Annotated in this window: 16 protein-coding genes and 1 pseudogene; 10 read left to right on the top strand and 7 right to left on the bottom strand. The window is 58.5% G+C overall.

The genetic code is table 11. The features are described from left to right. Nucleotides 1-3: 3 nt before the first annotated feature. A complete protein-coding gene (locus K3169_RS17020; RefSeq protein ID WP_263267219.1) occupies nucleotides 4-471 on the bottom strand; it encodes a RidA family protein in 468 nt (155 codons plus the stop codon). 183 nt (nucleotides 472-654) lie between these two features. On the opposite strand from K3169_RS17020, the gene K3169_RS17015 reads away from it, so the two are divergent. Next, nucleotides 655-3,018, top strand: coding sequence for a DNA polymerase II (locus K3169_RS17015; protein ID WP_263267218.1), 2,364 nt, complete (start codon nucleotides 655-657; stop codon nucleotides 3,016-3,018). A 136-nt stretch (nucleotides 3,019-3,154) separates the two neighbouring features. Here the strand turns inward: K3169_RS17015 and K3169_RS17010 are convergent, their stop codons facing one another. Together K3169_RS17010 and K3169_RS17005 are read right to left on the bottom strand one after the other, a co-directional pair. Further along, nucleotides 3,155-4,009 (bottom strand): NAD-dependent protein deacetylase, encoded by an 855-nt coding sequence (locus K3169_RS17010; protein ID WP_122704147.1) that lies wholly within the window; start codon nucleotides 4,007-4,009, stop codon nucleotides 3,155-3,157. 71 nt (nucleotides 4,010-4,080) lie between these two features. After that, entirely contained in the window at nucleotides 4,081-4,707 is a 627-nt protein-coding gene (locus K3169_RS17005; protein WP_263267217.1) for a LysE family translocator, read from the bottom strand. Between the two features lie 164 nt (nucleotides 4,708-4,871). Between K3169_RS17005 and K3169_RS17000 the strand changes: the two genes are divergently transcribed. Then, complete coding sequence (locus K3169_RS17000) at nucleotides 4,872-5,717, top strand: PhzF family phenazine biosynthesis protein (protein WP_263267216.1); 846 nt, start codon at nucleotides 4,872-4,874, stop codon at nucleotides 5,715-5,717. A gap of 159 nt (nucleotides 5,718-5,876) precedes the next feature. Here the strand turns inward: K3169_RS17000 and K3169_RS16995 are convergent, their stop codons facing one another. The 4 genes from K3169_RS16995 to K3169_RS16980 all read right to left on the bottom strand — a co-directional run bounded on the left by K3169_RS16995 (nucleotide 5,877) and on the right by K3169_RS16980 (nucleotide 9,516). Further along, a complete protein-coding gene (locus tag K3169_RS16995) occupies nucleotides 5,877-6,218 on the bottom strand; it encodes a helix-turn-helix domain-containing protein (protein WP_027902753.1) in 342 nt (113 codons plus the stop codon). Nucleotides 6,219-6,341: 123 nt separating this feature from the next. Then, nucleotides 6,342-7,202 (bottom strand): TIGR03915 family putative DNA repair protein, encoded by an 861-nt coding sequence (locus K3169_RS16990; protein WP_206361651.1) that lies wholly within the window; start codon nucleotides 7,200-7,202, stop codon nucleotides 6,342-6,344. After that, nucleotides 7,193-8,413 carry a putative DNA modification/repair radical SAM protein gene (locus tag K3169_RS16985; protein ID WP_027902755.1) on the bottom strand — a complete coding sequence of 407 codons (1,221 nt, stop codon included), beginning with the start codon at nucleotides 8,411-8,413 and terminating at the stop codon, nucleotides 7,193-7,195. Before K3169_RS16985 ends, K3169_RS16990 begins: the two co-directional genes overlap by 10 nt. Before the next feature lie 233 nt (nucleotides 8,414-8,646). Then, complete coding sequence (locus K3169_RS16980; protein WP_231678145.1) at nucleotides 8,647-9,516, bottom strand: LysR substrate-binding domain-containing protein; 870 nt, start codon at nucleotides 9,514-9,516, stop codon at nucleotides 8,647-8,649. A gap of 246 nt (nucleotides 9,517-9,762) precedes the next feature. On the opposite strand from K3169_RS16980, the gene K3169_RS16975 reads away from it, so the two are divergent. The 8 genes and pseudogenes from K3169_RS16975 to K3169_RS16940 all read left to right on the top strand — a co-directional run bounded on the left by K3169_RS16975 (nucleotide 9,763) and on the right by K3169_RS16940 (nucleotide 17,322). Then, nucleotides 9,763-10,596 carry a transporter substrate-binding domain-containing protein gene (locus K3169_RS16975; protein ID WP_122704157.1) on the top strand — a complete coding sequence of 278 codons (834 nt, stop codon included), beginning with the start codon at nucleotides 9,763-9,765 and terminating at the stop codon, nucleotides 10,594-10,596. 157 nt (nucleotides 10,597-10,753) lie between these two features. Further along, nucleotides 10,754-11,593: a transporter substrate-binding domain-containing protein gene (locus tag K3169_RS16970; protein WP_122704159.1), complete on the top strand. Its 840-nt coding sequence runs from the start codon at nucleotides 10,754-10,756 to the stop codon at nucleotides 11,591-11,593. After that, nucleotides 11,590-13,026, top strand: coding sequence for an FAD-binding oxidoreductase (locus tag K3169_RS16965; RefSeq protein WP_263267215.1), 1,437 nt, complete (start codon nucleotides 11,590-11,592; stop codon nucleotides 13,024-13,026). The genes K3169_RS16970 and K3169_RS16965 overlap by 4 nt, the downstream gene beginning before the upstream one ends. Beyond that, a complete protein-coding gene (locus K3169_RS16960) occupies nucleotides 13,023-14,240 on the top strand; it encodes an aminotransferase class I/II-fold pyridoxal phosphate-dependent enzyme (protein WP_231678148.1) in 1,218 nt (405 codons plus the stop codon). The genes K3169_RS16965 and K3169_RS16960 overlap by 4 nt, the downstream gene beginning before the upstream one ends. Then, on the top strand, nucleotides 14,237-14,971 hold the full coding sequence (locus tag K3169_RS16955; RefSeq protein ID WP_263267214.1) for an amino acid ABC transporter permease: 735 nt from the start codon (nucleotides 14,237-14,239) through the stop codon (nucleotides 14,969-14,971). The genes K3169_RS16960 and K3169_RS16955 overlap by 4 nt, the downstream gene beginning before the upstream one ends. Next, a complete protein-coding gene (locus tag K3169_RS16950) occupies nucleotides 14,961-15,752 on the top strand; it encodes an amino acid ABC transporter permease (protein ID WP_027898430.1) in 792 nt (263 codons plus the stop codon). Before K3169_RS16955 ends, K3169_RS16950 begins: the two co-directional genes overlap by 11 nt. Then, nucleotides 15,739-16,575, top strand: a pseudogene (locus tag K3169_RS16945) (amino acid ABC transporter ATP-binding protein). The gene K3169_RS16950 and the pseudogene K3169_RS16945 overlap by 14 nt, the downstream one beginning before the upstream one ends. Before the next feature lie 150 nt (nucleotides 16,576-16,725). Beyond that, entirely contained in the window at nucleotides 16,726-17,322 is a 597-nt protein-coding gene (locus K3169_RS16940; protein WP_263267212.1) for a cysteine dioxygenase, read from the top strand. Nucleotides 17,323-17,448 lie beyond the last annotated feature (126 nt).

Raw genomic sequence — 17,448 nt, 5'->3', positions numbered from 1 at the left:
GGCTTACACCACTGCGATCAGGTCAAGTTCAACGGTGGCGTTCTTCGGCAACTGATAGACCCCGACCGACGTGCGAGTGTGCGCACCGACGTCGCCCAGCACGAAGAACAGCACCTCAGAAGCCGCGTCGGCCACTTCGCTTTGCTGAGTGAAATTCTGGGCGCATTGCACGTACAGGTTCATGCGCAGCAACCGCTTGATCCCGTCCAGTGATCCCGCGCTGCGTTGCAGTAAGGCGAGCGCGCGCATCGCGCAGACTTTCGCCGCCAGTTGCGCCTGAGCCAGAGTGGTGTCGGCCCCTGCGCGTCCGGTGTCGACTACCGTGTCGCCAACCCTGGGGATTTGCCCACTGATGTAAATCTCGTCGTTGTGCCGAATCAGCGGCACATAATTGCCGCCGATTTTGATCTCGCCATCAAAGCTGTAACCAAGTTGTTCGGCAATCAGGTTGAAGCGCTGGTCTGCTGACATGTCACGTCCCGTGGCGAAGATAAATCCAGTGCGGAGGGTGCCTTTATCGCCTCAAGCTCCTGACATTGGCAAGCGGTCAGGCGTGGATTCTTTGGTCGTAGCCGCCGTCACGAAGATGAGTCGCCCTCTAGCGGGCAATGCCAAGTAGAATCACGCTCCTGAAGGTTTTTGAGGTTTGCGGTGGTGGATGTACAGCAGGGCTTTATCCTGAGCCGACACTGGCGTGATACGCCCGAAGGCACGCAGGTGGAATTCTGGCTGGCGACCGATAACGGTCCCCGGCACATTCGCCTGCCTGTACAACCTTCGGTGGCGTTCATTCCTGCTGAACAGCGTGCTCGTGCCGAAGCCGTATTGCGCAGCGAGTCAGGGGTCGAGCTTCGTGAGCTGAGTCTGTGTGATTTCCGCCATCGCCCGGTCCTTGGGGTTTATTGCCAGCAGCACCGGCAACTGATGAACCTGGAAAAATCCCTGCGCAAAGGCGGGGTGGATGTCTACGAGGCCGATATCCGCCCACCTGAACGCTATCTGATGGAGCGTTTCATCACCGCCCCCGTGCAATTCAGCGGTGTTGCGGACAGTAATGGCACGCTGTGCGAGGCGCAGATCCGGCCTGCAGAACACTACCGGCCCCAGTTGCGTCTTGCGTCGCTGGATATCGAAACCACGGAAAAAGGCGAGTTGTACTCCATCGCGCTGGAAGGTTGCGGCCAGCGTCAGGTTTACATGCTGGGCCCCGCCAATGGCGATGACCGGGACGTCGACTTCGCGCTTGAATACTGCGACACCCGCAAGCTGCTGCTGGAGCGTCTCAACCAGTGGCTTGAGCTTCACGATCCGGACGCGATCATTGGCTGGAATGTGGTGCAGTTCGACCTGCGGGTACTGCACGAGCATGCTCAGCGACTGCAAGTGCCACTGCGCCTTGGGCGGGGCGGGGAAGCCATGGGTTGGCGCGAGCATGGATCACGCAACAATCACTTTTTCGCCGACGCCAGCGGGCGTCTGATCATCGACGGCATCGAGGCGCTGCGCTCGGCGACCTGGAGCTTCCCGTCGTTCAGCCTGGAAAATGTCGCCCAGACCTTGCTCGGAGAGGGCAAGGCGATCGATACGCCTTACCAGCGCATGGATGAAATCAACCGCATGTTCGCCGAGGACAAGCCTGCGCTGGCGCGCTACAACCTGAAAGACTGCGAACTGGTGACGCGCATCTTTGCCAAAACCGAGTTGCTGACCTTCCTGCTGGAGCGCGCTTCGGTCACGGGGTTGCCTGCTGACCGCAGCGGCGGCTCGGTGGCTGCGTTCTGTCATCTGTACATTCCGTTGATGCATCGCCAGGGCTTTGTGGCGCCCAACCTTGGCGAGCGCATGCCCGAGGCCAGTCCCGGTGGATTTGTCATGGACTCGCAGCCGGGGTTGTATGAGTCAGTGTTGGTGCTGGACTACAAGAGCCTTTACCCGTCGATTATCCGCACCTTCCTGATTGATCCGGTGGGTCTGGTCGAAGGCTTGCGCAATCCGTCGGACGAAGACTCTGTACCGGGTTTTCGCGGCGGGCGCTTCTCTCGCACCCGGCATTGCTTGCCCGCGATTGTCGAGCGGGTCTGGCAGGGGCGCGAGACGGCCAAGCGGGAGAACAATCAGCCGCTGTCTCAGGCCTTGAAGATCATCATGAACGCCTTTTATGGCGTGCTCGGTTCCAGTGGCTGCCGCTTTTTTGATACGCGGCTCGCGTCATCGATCACCCTGCGCGGCCACGAGATCATGCGCCGCACCCGGCAGTTGATTGAAGCCCAGGGTTATACGGTGATTTACGGCGATACCGACTCCACCTTTGTCTGGCTCAAAAGCCTGCACGGCGAGGAAGACGCGACCCGGATCGGCCGTACGCTGGTGCAACAGGTCAACCTGTGGTGGCGCGAGCATTTACAGCAGGAGTATGGCCTGACCAGTGCCCTTGAACTGCAGTTCGAGACACACTTTCGACGCTTCCTGATGCCGACTATTCGCGGTGCGGAAGAGGGCAGCAAGAAGCGCTATGCCGGGCTGGTCAGGCGCGCGGATGGCTCCGATGAAATGATTTACAAAGGACTGGAAACGGTCCGCACCGATTGGTCGCCACTGGCCCGGGAATTCCAGCAGGAGTTGTATTCGCGGATTTTCCATCGGCGGCCGTATCAGGACTATGTGCGCGACTATGTGCGCCGTACCGTGGCGGGCGAGCTGGATGACTTGCTGATCTATCGCAAACGGCTAAGACGTCGACTGGATGATTATGAGCGTAACGTGCCACCTCATGTCCGGGCAGCGCGTCTTGCGGACGAACACAACGCAAGCCTGGGTCGTCCCAAGCAGTATCAGAATGGCGGCTGGATCAGCTATGTCATCAGCGTTGCCGGGCCGGAGCCTTTGGAAGTCAGGCATGCACCTATCGACTACGACCATTACGTCACCCGCCAGTTGCAACCTATCGCGGAGGCAATCCTGCCATTCGTGGATGATGATTTCAGCAAGCTGATTGGCGGGCAGTTGGGGTTGTTTTAGATCATTCCCCATCTAATTCTGAAATGCGATCCTCTGTGGGAGCCGGGCTTGCCCGCGATAAGGCCGGACGCGGTTCACTTTGGATCGCGGTGTCCTTATCGCGGGTAAGCCCGGCTCCCACAGGTAATTGCAGGCATCAGGTATCTCTGTGCCCGACCAACCGCTCCACCAACTCCGGCAACAATATCTCGCACGACATCTCAATCTTCAGATCCAGCAGTTCATCGGCGCGTGTCTTGCCGATGTTGATGGCAATCAGTGGCTTGCCTTGCTCGCTTATGGTCTTGCACAGGCGGAATGCGGAGTAAGCCATCAGTGACGAGCCCACTACCAGCAAGCCGTCAGCATGGGTCACATTCGCCAAAGCTTTTGCAGCGGTAGGCGGCGCAACATTTTCGCCGAAGAACACCACATCGGGCTTGAGGCGCTGGCCATTGCAATGCGGGCAATGTGGTACCTGGAAGCGCGTCTCAAATGCCGGGTCGAGCAAGGTATCGCCATCCGGCGCCTGCACTGCGTCAACGTCTGCCAGATAGTGATTCTGCGCTTCCATCAATTGCTGAATCGCGGCGCGATCAAAGCGCTCGCCGCAGTCCAGGCACAGCACCCGGTGCAGGCTGCCATGCAGCTCGACGACGTCAGTGCTGCCAGCCTGATCATGTAGCGTATCGACGTTTTGCGTGATCAAACCGCTAATGTAGCGATGAGATTGCAGCGTCGCCAAAGCGCGATGCGCCGCATTGGGTTGAGCAATCCGCACCCGCGGCCAGCCCAGCATCGCTCGCGCCCAATAGCGTCGCCGCGCTTCAGGTGAGCCGAGAAACTCCTGGAACATCATCGGTGCCTTGCCGCGCCTTACACCGTCGGTATCCCGGTAATCAGGAATACCCGACGGTGTGCTGATGCCTGCCCCGGTCAGGACCACAAAACGTTTTTGCGCCATGAGCGTGTAAAGCGTTTCGACCGGGGCGGTGGATGGGCTGTCCAGCATGATGGGTTCTCCGCGTGGCGTGAGTGATATCTGACCCGGCGGATGCTTGAATGGTGCCCTCTACAACAGATTCACGGTCTGGACATGACCATCAGGCGCACGGCCATCAGGGTCAGCACCGCCGCAAGCACTCTGTGTTGTAGCTTGCCTAACCGTTCTTTGCCCGCAAACCAACGATTGATGGTGCTGCCAAAGGCACCCAGTAGGGCATGGAAGACAAATGCAATTATCGTCAGCACCAGGCCGAGCACGATCAGTTGTTGGGCGATCATGCCGTTGGAAGGCGTCACGAATTGCGGCAGGAAGACGATGAAAAACAGCAGCGCCTTTGGATTGAGCAAGCTGTTGAGCATCGACCTGACGAACACTGTTCTCAGCGAAACCTTGTTATCGATGACGTTTTTGCCCGGCTTGCCGCCTTGCAGGGCTTTCCAGGCCATCCACAACAGGTAGACCGCGCCGACATAACGAATGATGTCGAAAGACGGCGGCCATGCCGCGACGAGACCGGTCACCCCGGTTGCGGTCAGTATCGTCAGCACGATATCCGCGGCGCCGATCCCCAGCGAAACGGTCAGACCGCCGCGCCAGCCATAGGTAAAGCCGTGGCTCATGACAAACGCCATGTTCGGCCCCGGTGTGATCAACAGAAGCATCACTGCACCGCAGAATAAAGACAGTGTCTGAAAGTCGATCATGAGCTGCTTCCTGCATTGATATCGTGCGGTGACGGTAGCGGATCGCGCCGGGCAGGCTGCACTACAGTTGCTCGCGATTTTTGTGCAACAGTTTTTTCCGGGCTTTACCTTGCCCGGTTTGAAATGAGAGTCTCGCCGCCTTGGCGTTTTCAGAGTGGGCAGTGATGAGTCGTTATTCGTTCAAACAAGTTGATGTATTCAGTCGGCATGCCCTCAAGGGCAACCCGCTGGCCGTGGTGCTTGAGGCTGACGCACTCAGCGAATCAACCATGGCCGCGTTCGCCCACTGGACCAACCTGAGTGAAACCACTTTTGTGCTTAAGCCCCAGCATCCCGAGGCGGATTATCGACTGCGGATCTTCACCACGCAGTATGAGTTGCCGTTCGCCGGGCACCCGACGCTGGGCAGTTGCCATGCCTGGCTGGAGAGTGGCGGGCAGCCTAAAGGGGAGGAAATCATTCAGGAATGCGGCATAGGTTTGGTGCGGATTCGTCGCCAGGGCAAACAACTGGCGTTTACTGCACCCGCGTTGTTGCGTTCTGAGCCGGTCGAGGCTGGGTTGCTGGAGCGGATTCGCGCTGGAATGGGGCTGGCTGACGCTGCGATTCTTGACGCCCGCTGGGTTGATAACGGTGCTGGATGGTTAGCACTCAGGCTCGCGGACAGAGCCAGCGTACTGGCGCTGAAACCGGATTATGCGCAGTTGGGCGGTCTGGCGATTGGTGTGTTCGCGCCTTGGGATCCGCTACTCGATGGGGAGGAAGCTCAATTTGAAGTCCGAGCATTCATCCCGGGTGACGGCATGCCTGAAGATCCGGTGACCGGGAGCCTCAATGCCGGTATCGCGCAATGGTTGTTGAGTGCCGGGCTGGCAGAGGACAGCTATGTGGTCAGCCAAGGCACGGTGCTGGGCAGGCAAGGTCGGGTTTACGTGCAGCGTCTTGGTGACGACATCTGGATTGGCGGCGAGGTGGTGACGTGTATTGAGGGTGGGGTAGAACTGGAATGAGACTTTGCTGCTGGGCCGCCATGTTTGCGCGCAACTAATGCACTAAACAAACCCAATGGGACCGGCTTTGGTTTTCCGGCTAAGTCGTCCCCACTGACTATGTTTCATTCAGCAGGTTAGTTCGCAGGGTACTGCCGACGTGCTCGGTAGTAAAACCCATCAGGATTTAACGGCTTGCTCTTCAGATACAGAAAGAGTGCTGATCAAGCGTTTGATGTCTTCCTGTACATCCAGAGGTAAACCGTCCAGCTCGGATAACACTTTCGACTCGCCTGCGGAAATGGAGTCGATGGCCAGTAACTCCCGGGAACCGGTAATGACATACAAAACATCGACCCCGGCCTTCGCAACAGCTCTGAGGTATTCGGCATTGGGAAAGCGCTTGCCTCGTTCGTAAAGCCCTTGAGCATTGGCTTCAACCCCGCCAACCAAACCCAGGTCTCGCTGAGAAAGATCGAGACGCTTTCTTTCCAACTTGAGTCTTATGCCCATGCCTTCCATTTGGTGATTTCCTGATGCTGATCCACTTCGATGAGAAGGTAGTTGTTTGAAGTGTGTCGCAGATTACCAAGAAGGTCTTGATGTTTGAAGGCTTTGATAGCAACTGATGAACGGTGTAGCGCTCTAGGACGAGGCAATTCCCGGACCGCGTGCGATACGCTTGCCGGGCCTTGCGGCGACCTGACTGGCCTGACCATCACGTTGTTTGCCGGTTCTCGCTTCACTGATTAAAGCAGGAATTAAAGGACCTTCAGGCAGGTTTTTCCAGAAACGGCTTGGGAAGTGGCCTTCCATGACCTTGGGGTTCAGGCGTGCCGGGTTGAAGATGTGACTGTAATAGGTCAGCCACAGCTCTCCACCCGGATCCTCGGCGTTGCGCGCCAGTTGTTGCCAGGCAGGCGGGCAGACACGCTGATGGATCAACTGGTGACCATCGTAGTAGACGCCGTCTTTGGGTGTGGCAATCATCCACCGATGCTGCCCCATACGGCCGATAAAATGCTGACTGGCGCTGTGCAGGATGTCGTGAGCAGGTTCGTGCCACGCGACGTATTGTGGCTGCGCAAATTGCTCTGGCAGCTCAGATTCGGGCAGTACAACAAAACGCAGAAATGCGTGCAGATGATGGGCTTCTCGGCTGACTTGTTTGATGCGCCGATGCAGCTCGCTGCCCAGCTTGTCGCCCGCCAGCATCGCGGTGCGATCCCCGTGACTGACGCGCCAAAGCACCTCATACAACAGGCTCCAGCGCTGATCGCCGCGAAATTGTGAGGCGCTTTCCAGCAACTGCAGAAGGGCCAGCGGGATCCGGGCCTGAAACGGACCTTGCTGTTCCGGGTAGCTGTGATCAGAACCGAACAGGTCGCTGCCGTCGCTGGATTTCCAGCTCACCTGACTTGGATCGACTTCATGGCTGAGCAGCCAGCGTGCCTGCTGTCGCCAGTTGTCGAACAGGTCGTCGCAATCCAGGCAAATCATCCCCATAACCCCATTTGCTGCGGAGCTGGGCGGTCGCGCAACAACATGTGCAATGACTCGCTGCTGCTCTCTGCCTGAGTCGGGTGATAGTCGCAGGTAATGATGAACGGTTTGGCCTTGGCCAGTACACAGCGCATGCGTGTCAGGTCTTCGTAGCGGATTCGACGCTGACGGCGTAGTTCCAGCAAACGGTTGGTGGTGCGGATACCGATGCCTGGGATTCGCGCAATCTGTGAAGCGTCGGCGCGGTTGAGGTCCATGGGGAACAGGCTGCGGTTGTTCAGGGCCCACGCCAGTTTTGGATCGATGTCCAGTGCCAGATCACCAGCGCCCTGAAACAGCTCCTTGACCTTGAAGCCATAGCCCCGCAGCAGGAAATCCGCCTGATACAGACGGTGCTCGCGCATCAGTGGCGGGGCGGCCAACGGGACACTTTTCGGGCTGTTGGGGATGGGGCTGAACGCGGAGTAGTAAACCCGGCGCAGGCCGTAATTGCCGTACAGGGATTCGGCGCTGGTGAGAATGGTACTGTCGTCGGTCTCGTCAGCGCCGACGATCATTTGCGTGCTTTGCCCGGCAGGTACAAAGCGCGGCGCACGTGGCTCGTTGAGGATGGTTTGCTGTCCGGTGTGAATGGTCTTCATCGCCTGCTTGATCGTGACGACGTTTTTTTCCGGAGCCAGGGTTTTCAAGCCGTCATCGGTGGGCAGTTCGATGTTGACGCTCAGGCGATCAGCGTAACGGCCGGCCATTTCGATCAGTGCCGGGTCCGCGTCCGGGATGGTCTTGAGGTGGATATAGCCACGAAACTCATGGACCTCCCGCAGTTGACGCGCTACTTCGATCAACTGTTCCATGGTGTAGTCGGACGAACGAATGATTCCGGAACTGAGGAACAGCCCGCTGACACAATTACGTCGATAAAAATCCAGTGTCAGGGTGACCACTTCTTCGGGGCTGAAGCGGGCACGGGGTACGTCGCTGGAGCGGCGATTGACACAGTATTGGCAGTCGTAAAGACAGAAGTTGGTCAGCAGGATTTTCAGTAGCGAAACACAGCGTCCATCAGGCGTATAGCTGTGGCAGATACCCATGCCGTTGCTCGAACCCAGCCCGGTCTTGCCCTCCGAACTACGCTTGGGTGCACCGCTGCTGGCGCATGACGCGTCATACTTGGCGGCATCCGCAAGGATGCTGAGCTTGTCGATCAGCTGCATGGGAAACTCCGGTACTGTTTGCATGTACAGTATCGGGTTCAGGTGTGGGACGCAATGTCCTGCGGTCGGGTGAATAAGTGGCTTGCTTGAAGCCACTGCATTATTTGAATTGGAACGCAGTCCCATGTGGGAGCGGTGCTTGCCCGCGATATGCGTTGCCTGTATCGCGGGCAAGCACCGCTCCCACATACGATCCCATTCCAATTCTGATAATTCTTTTGGCGAAGAAAAACCTACAATCCCTGACTCCCACGAATCAGTTCATAAGCCCGGCGTGCCAACGGGTTGACTGTGTTTGGCCTGATCCACAGGTGGTAGGTCACGTCCGGCAGGCGCGGCAGACCGTCGTTCTCACCCAGCACGCGCATGTCCGGGCCGAGCATTTCCATGCTTCGTGCCGTCACACCCAGTCCCGCGCGAGTGGCGGCCTTGACGCCGATCAGGTTGGATGCCAGATACGCCTGACGCCAGGGGATATTGGCACGCTCAAGGGCTTCCAGCGCATAACGTCGGTAAATGCTCGGCTCATCTATCAGGATCAGCGGCAGCGGCTCGCCCGGCTCGTGAATGTACCCCGCAGAACAGATCCACCAGACCGGCGACGTGCGCAAGGCAAAGCCTTCAAGGTCCGGATCTTCGCGAGTGGAAATGACCAGGTCCACCTTGCCGCGATGTAGATCATCCATCAGAAACGGGCTGCGGCCGACGTCGATTTCCAGCCGAAGACGCGGTGCCGAGCGTGCGATGTGGCTGAGAATCGGCGGCAAAATCGTATCGGCGATATCGTGAGGTGAGCCTATGCGCAGCACGCCACTCAGGCTGTCTTCGCGCAGGGAATTGAGTGCTTCGTCATTGAGCGACAACATTTGCCGGGCATGACGCAACAACTGGCGACCTGGCTCGGTGAGCTGTTTCTGGCGACCCTGTTTCTGGAACAGACTGACTCCCACTTGCTGCTCCAGACGCTGCATGTGCTGGGTCACGGATGATTGTGTACGTGCCAGTCGGGCTCCGGCTTCAGCGAAGCTGTTGTGGTCAACCACGGCAATGAAAGTGCGCAGCAATTCCAGATCAAGTGTCGTGTTGGGCGGATGGTTCAGCATGGGGATATGGCTCGATTCATATCAATCAGACAGCTCAATACATTACGTATTTTTATGTAATGTCGGTCAGTGTTTTTTAGAAACTTCATAAGGGGCCCGTTTTACGAGCTTATAGCTTTTTTGTTTGAAGCTGGAATACAGAAAGTTATAACCATATTTGATATTTGAATTTCCGTTAATTGTTGCCGCTACCTAGGATGCCCACACATCAGGTCGGGGTACGCCGACCATTAACAGGGAATGATTATGCCGACCACTCGCACGCCAGTTTCTCGTTTTATGCCCGTCATGCTGAGCGCTCTGGTTTCGTTCGCGGTCAGCGGCCTGGCCCAGGCCGATGCAACGCTGGACAAAATTGAAGCCCGGCACAAGGTCGTGGTGGGGGTTCTGCTTTCCGGTGGGCCGTTCGGTTCTATCGATCCGTCCAGCCAGAAGCCAAAAGGGCTGAACGTCGATCTGGCCGAAGACATCGGCCGTCGTCTTGGCGCAGAAGTCGAACTGGTGTCGGTCCTGCCCGCCAACCGCGTGCAGTTCCTGCAGCAGGGCAAGGTGGATCTGTTGATCGCCAACATGGAATGGACCGCTGAGCGTGGCCAGATCCTGGGGTCGGTGCCGACGCCTTTCTATCGGGTTGGCGGTACGGCAGCGGTGCTGAAAGACAGCAAGATCAATACTTGGCAAGACCTCAAAGGTCAGCCGGTGTGCACCTCTCAGGGCAGCAGCTACGTCAAGCCGCTCACTGAGTTTGGTGCCGAGCTCAAGGCGTTCAAAAGCTCTTCGGAATCGCTACTGGCGCTGCGTGGCAACAACTGCGTAGCCGCGGTTCATGACTCCACCCTGATCAATCCGTTGTTGACCAGCAATCCTGAGTGGAAGGACTACCGCGCCATCGCGCCAGAACTCAACCCTGCGCCATCAGTGATCTGGACCCGTCAGGGCGAAACCGACACCCAGGTCAGGCTGGATGCCATCGTCAAGGACTGGCACCGCACCGGCTTTCTGATCGAGGCCGAGAAGCGCCACAACATCACCCCGGCATCGCCTGCGCTGGTTGAGCTGCATGCGCAGTTCAAGGGGTAACGATTCGATTTGTTGATCCTTTGTGGGAGCGAGGCTTGCCCGCGATGCATGAGACGCGGATGGAAGAGACACCGCGTTATCGTTTATCGCGGGCAAGCACCGCTCCCACAGGATGCACTATTCCAAATGACCGACTTCGGTTACCAAGGAAACACCCATGAACACCTTCTTCACCCGCAAAACCCTCACAGCCCTCGGGCTGGTGCTCTGCGCCGGGCTTGCCCATGCCGACGCGACACTGGACAAGATTCAGCAGCGTCACAAGATCAGCATCGGTGTGATTCTCAGCGGCCCGCCATTCGGCACTATTGACCCAGCCACCGGCGCGCATCAGGGCTACAACGTCGAACTGGCCAAAGGCATTGCCAAACAGTTGGGCGTCGAGCTGGAAACCGTCTCCGTGCTGGCCCCCAATCGTGTGCAATTCCTGCAGCAGGGCAAGGTTGATCTGCTGATCGCCAACATGCAGTACACCGATGAGCGTGCCGGGATTCTCGATTACGTGCCCACGCCTTATGAAGAAGTCGGCGGTGCAGCACTGATTCGCAAAGACGCGGGAATCAGCAAGTGGGAAGACCTCAAGGGCAAGCCGGTGTGCGTGTCCCAGGGCAGTAACTTTATCAAACCATTGCAGGAAACCTACGGCGCGCAAATCAAGGCGTTCCGCAGCCAGTCCGAATCGCTGTTGTCGTTGCGCGGCAACGGTTGTGTTGCGGCAGTCCATGTCAGCCCCACCATGCATGCACTGCTCGGCGAAGAGGAGTGGGCTGATTACTCAACCCCTTTGCCTACCGACCTGATCCCGTCCAACTCGGTGATCTGGATCCGCAAGGGCGAACATGACGTGCAAGCCAGACTCGACGCCATTGTGCGTGACTGGCACCGCAGCGGCTGGTTGATCGAAGTCGGCGAACGCACCGGGATGGCACCTTCCCAGGCCTTGCGCGACCTGCACGAGAAATTCCGTAACGCCGCACCGTTGGCCGTCAAGCAATGAGTGCAGCCCTGTTCGAGGCGTTGCAGCAACTGCTGGGCGCCAGCCATGTGCAGAGCGGTGAAGACGCCGTGCCGCAACTGACCGACAAGCAGGGCAGTTATGTCGGGCGGGCCGTGGCTATCGTGCATCCCGCCGATACCGAACAAGTCGCAGCGGTTGTGCGTTTGTGTGTTGCGCATCAAGCGCCGATTGTGGTGCAAGGCGGCAACACCGGGTTGATGGGCGCGGCGACACCCGATGCCAGTGGCAGGGCAGTGCTGGTGTTGCTCGATCGCCTGAATCGGGTGCGTGAGGTGGACACCGATAACGACACCTTCACGGTTGAAGCCGGTTGCATCCTGCAAAACCTGCAGGACGTGGCGCGCAATGTGGACCGTCTGTTTCCGCTCAGTCTGGGCGCAGAGGGCAGTTGCACGATCGGCGGCAATCTGGGCACCAACGCAGGTGGCACCGCGGTGCTGCGTTATGGCAATACCCGCGAGTTGACCCTGGGTCTGGAAGTGGTGACTGCCGAAGGCGAAATCTGGCATGGCCTGCGCGGTTTGCGTAAGGACAACACCGGCTACGACCTGCGCGATCTGTACATTGGCAGCGAAGGCACCCTGGGCATTATCACGGCCGCGACCTTGAAACTGTTTCCTCTGCCCAAGGCTCAGGCGACAGCTTTCCTGGCCTTTGAGTCGCTGGCGCAGGCCGTGAGCTTCCTGTCCCATGCCCGCGCCGGATTTGGCGCAAGCCTGACGGCGTTCGAGTTGCTGACGGCTGACTGCCTCGCGTTGCTGCGCGAGCAGTTTCCGGACGGTCCAAAGCCTTTTTTCAACGCCGCGCAACCCTGGTTTGCGCTGTTGGAATTGTCCGATAACCACAGCGAAAGCCATGCCCGACAATCGTTTGAAGAGGTGTTGGGTGCTGCTTTCGAAAGCGATTTGCTGGCCGATGCCCTGGTCGCCGAAAGCCTCGCCCAGAGCGAAGCCCTGTGGTTGCTGCGCGAGAACATGAGTGACGCGCAGAAACGCGCCGGTCGCAACATGAAGCACGATATCTCTGTGCCGATCTCACGTGTGGTGGAGTTCGTTGCTCACACCGATGCTTTGCTGCAGGAACACTTTCCCGGCGTGCGCAACTTCACCTTCGGCCATCTGGGCGATGGCAACCTGCATTACAACGTGGCCCATCCGCTGGGTTCGACGGTTGAGGCGCATATGGCTAATTACGCCGCCCTGAGTGCGCTGGTGCATGACAGTGCTCATGCCTTCGGCGGCTCGATCAGTGCCGAACATGGCATTGGTCAGCGCAAGTTGCAGATGCTCACTCACTACAAAAGCCCGGTGGAACTGGACCTGATGCGTCGCATCAAGCAGGCGCTGGACCCGAAAAACCTGCTCAACCCCGGCAAAGTTCTGGTGGTTGGCGAACAGGGAGAAGCGCCATGAGCGTGCGTCTGTCAAAACGCGTGCAACGCGTCACGCTGTCGGCCAATGCTGCCGCCAAATCCCGTGTCACCGCCTTGCGTGAAGCGGGAGTCGATATTCTCGATCTGACAACGGGCGAGCCGGATTTCGACACCCCGGAACACATCAAACAGGCCGCCTGTGCGGCGATTGCGGCGGGTGACACCAAATACACGGCGACCCCCGGCGTAAAAGCCTTGCGCGATGCTGTGCAGCGCAAACTGCAGCGGGAAAATCGCCTGGACTACGCGCTACCTTCCATCGTGATCGCCAATGGCGCCAAGCAGATTATCTATAACGCCTTCGCTGCGACCCTGGATGACGGTGATGAAGTGCTGGTCCCTGTGCCGTACTGGCCGTCGTTTCCGGATAGCGTGCGTTTCAGCGGTGGCGAACCGGTCTTCATCGAATGCCCGTTGGAACAGGGCTGCAAACTGACGCCTGCCCAACTGGAAAACCACATCACCGAGCGCACCCGCTGGCTGATCCTCAATGGTCCCGGCAACCCAAGCGGCGCTGTCTACAGCGAAGCCGAGTTGCTGGCGCTGGCCGATGTATTGCGGCGCCATCCGCAGGTTCTGGTGTTGCTCGACGAGCTGTATGAACACATTCGGTTTGATGACCGTCAGGCGTTGAACCTGCTTAACGTCGCGCCTGACCTGCAATCACGCTGCTTGCTGGTGGGTGGGGTTTCCAAGACTTATGCCATGACCGGTTGGCGGATCGGCTTTGGCGCGGGTCCGCAAACACTGACGACCGCGATGACTGTCGTCCAGTCCCAGTCCACCTCCGGCGCATCGTCGGTCGGCCAAGCCGCGGCACTGGCGGCATTTGAAGGCGGCTTGGGTTTCCTGCCGGAACAGGTCGCCGCCTATCACCAGCGTCGTGATCTGCTGGTTGCAGCGTTGCGCGATGTGGACGGGTTGCAGGTGCTGGAACCGCAAGGCGGATTCTTTGTGTTTGTCCGCTGCGCCGGTTTGCTCGGTCGTTATCGTCCGGACGCCCAGCGCATTGATAGCGATGCCGATGTGGTCGACTGGTTGCTTGAGTCGGGCGTTGCGGGCGTGGCCGGAAGCGCTTATGGGCTGTCGCCATGGTTTCGGCTGTCGATTGCGACTGCAACGGCCAGTGTTGCCGAAGCCGGACGTCGCATCGCAGCGGCCTGTGCCCGTCTGCACAGCGAGGTCCCCGCATGAGTCATTGGCTGGAACTGTTCGTTCACTGGGCCGCCGGGTTCGGGCTCAACTACAACTTTTTGCTCGACGCCTATCAGCGCGGATCCATGGTGGACGGAGCGCTGACCACACTATTGCTGTGCGCATTCACCATCGTTGGCAGTTTGCTGGTCGGGGTGGTGTTGGCGGCGATGCTGACGTCGGGCAAAGCGTATCTGGCTACACCAGCACGGGTTTTCATTGAAGTGACCCGCAACACGCCGACGCTGGTGCAACTGTATTGCGCGTTCCTGGTGCTGAACATGCTGCTCACTCAAGCGGTCGGCGCGGCGAACCCGCTGACGTCGTTTGCCTGGGTGGTGATCGTGATTTCCCTGCACAAGGGCGCGTTCCATGCCGAAGCATTGCGCGCCGGTATTGAAGCGGTGCCGTCGGTGACCATGGAAGCCGCCAGCTCGCTGGCATTCAGCAGTCGTCAGTTGCTGTGGAATGTGCAACTGCCATTGGCGTTGCGGTTTGCCTTGCCATCACTGATCAACAACCTGATTGATCTGGTGAAGATGACTGCAGTGGCGTCGGCCATTGCCGTAGGCGATATCACCTACGCGGCAATCATGATCTGGACCCAGAGCGACAACGTGCTGGAGTTGATGATTCTGATTCTGTCGTTTTTCGGCTTGCTGAGTTTCGTCGTCAATTGTGTAGGCCGCGCCCTTGAAGCGCGCCTGAGGATGCCCGGTTATGGCCACTGATTCTTCCACCGTGTCGGTGCCGCTGGCCTGGCCGCGCCGCCATATGGGCAAGCTTGCGCTGCTCGTCGCTGCAGTTGCCTGGCTGATCTTCGCTGCGCCACAAAGCCCGGTGTTCATGGCGTTGATGCAGTGGTCGCCCGCGCTGGCCAAGGGCTTCGGACAGAACATTCTGATCAGCCTTGTCGCGATTGGCCTGGGCACCGTCGCCGGGCTGTTGATCGGTGCGCTGGCCTTGTCGCCCAGCTGGATATTGCGTCTGCCCGCGCGGATCTGGGTGCAGATTTTCCGCAATGCGCCCTGGCTGGTACTGATCTATTTCACTACGTACGTATTCCCGTTCGAGATTCATATCGGCAGCTCGTACATTTCGTTTCCCGACTGGGTCAAGGTCACTATCGGCCTGGCTTTGCCTGCCAGCGCCAACGTCGCGGAAATCTTCCGCGGTGCGATTGGTTCGATCCCCAGCACCCAGTGGGAGGCCGCGCGTTCACTGGCGTTCACCCGCTGGCAGATCTTCACGTCGATCATCCTGCCGCAGTGTTTCAAGCGCATGTTGCCGCCGTGGATGAACCTCTATGCGGTCATCACTATGGGCACTGCGCTGGCTTCGCTGGTGGGGGTGCATGACGTCATCGATACGGCGCAGATCGCCAGTAATACCGTGAATCAGACCGGGTTCACGGTGCTGATTTACCTGAGCCTGTTGGCGTTGTTTTTCGCCTACTGCTATCCGATTTCCCGTTTGACTCAACGTCTGGAGCGCCGTTATGCCTTCTACTGATACAGCGTCCAGCCCTCTGGTCAGCCTGCGCGATCTGCATCTGTCGTTCGGTACCAATCACGTCCTTAAAGGTATCGACCTGGAAGTGCAACGAGGTCAGGCAGTGTCGATCATCGGCCCTTCAGGCTCGGGCAAATCGACCATCCTGCGTTGCATTACCGGTTTGCTACAGACCCAGCGCGGCACCATCCAGGTTGGTGCGACTGAGGTCAACAAGCTGGCCACCGAGGCCGACCGCATCGAGCTGCGCAAACGGGTTGGCTTCGTTTTTCAGCAATACAACCTGTTCCCGCATTTGTCGGTACTGGAAAACCTGGTCATTGCCCCGCGCAAAGTGCTGGGTGTCAGCCGTGCCGAGGCCGAGCAACAGGCTCGCGCGCTGCTGGCCAAGGTTCGCATGGAACACAAGGCGGATGCTTATCCCGGTCAATTGTCCGGCGGTCAGCAGCAGCGTGTGGCGATTGCCCGGGCGTTGGCCATGCGGCCTGAACTGATCCTGTTTGATGAAGTGACCTCGGCCCTGGACCCGGAAACGGTCGGCGAAGTGCTGACCGTGATCCGTGAGCTGACGGAGGAGGGCATGACCTGCGTGCTGGTCACCCACGAAATGCGCTTCGCGGAAGAAATCAGCGACGTGGTGTATTTCACCGAGAACGGCCTGATCGTTGAGCACGGCAGCGCCGGGCAGATTTTCCAGCGGCCGGTGAGCGAGCGTACCCAGGAGTTTCTGCGTCATGCACTGGGTGATTCCGGTTGACGTCCGGCGGCACAGAATGACCCGTATGTGTTGAGCAATCTGAGCCGGTACAGCATTTCTGTTTGAGGCTTCAAGAGGAACCCCAAACTGTTTTGATTTGAAATTCTTTTCCAGGTGGGAGCTGGGCTTGCCCGCGATATGCGTTGCCTGTATCGCGGGCAAGCCCGGCTCCCACAGGGGAAACATTTCAGTTCAAGAGTTAACCCAGGAGTATTTATGACCATTGAAAACCGTGCCGAAGCCATCGAAACCCTTTTGCAGCAAGTGCGTTTGATCAACGACCGCGGCGTAGACCGGGCGGCGTTGCAGGAAATCATCGCTTTGCTGGAAGGCCTTGCCACTCGCCATGACCTGTTCAACTTCGACACGTTTCCCTCGCCGGTGCCTGGCGCGGGTTCGACGGCTTTTCGCTATCGTTTGAACGACGACGGTAATACGCCAACGCTGTACATGAACTCGCTGCTGCCCGGTAAAAAAACCTTGCCTCACAACCATGAAACCTGGGCAGTGATCGTTGCTGTGCAAGGTCAGGAAATCAACTACGTCTGGGGACGCACCGACGACGGCAGCAATCCGGAATACGCCAGACTTGAGCTGGAAAAAGAAGTCGTGGTGCAGCCAGGTACACCGATAGGTTTTCTCGGCGAAGACCTGCACGGCATTCGCGTCGACGGCGAAACGCCGACCCTGCATTTCCATTTGTATGGCCGCCCGCTGGAGTCGTTGAACGGCCGGTTTGGCGTGAACGAAGAGGGCCGCGTGCTGAATTACAACGCCTCGCAGATGGAACCTTCGATCAAGGCTTACGCGTGATTGAGGTGCTCCGTCTGCGTGCCTGTGGCAGGGCTGGGTAATCGGTTAACCGGCAGTTGGTGTGTGCGATAAATAATGGCGCGGTGTGACTTATATCCACGTCTCATGTATCGCGGGCAAGCACCG

Source organism: Pseudomonas phytophila (assembly GCF_025643095.1).
Taxonomy (GTDB): domain Bacteria; phylum Pseudomonadota; class Gammaproteobacteria; order Pseudomonadales; family Pseudomonadaceae; genus Aquipseudomonas; species Aquipseudomonas quasicaspiana.
Note: the sequence above shows the minus strand (reverse complement) of the source record. Positions and strands in the feature narration are given on the sequence as shown.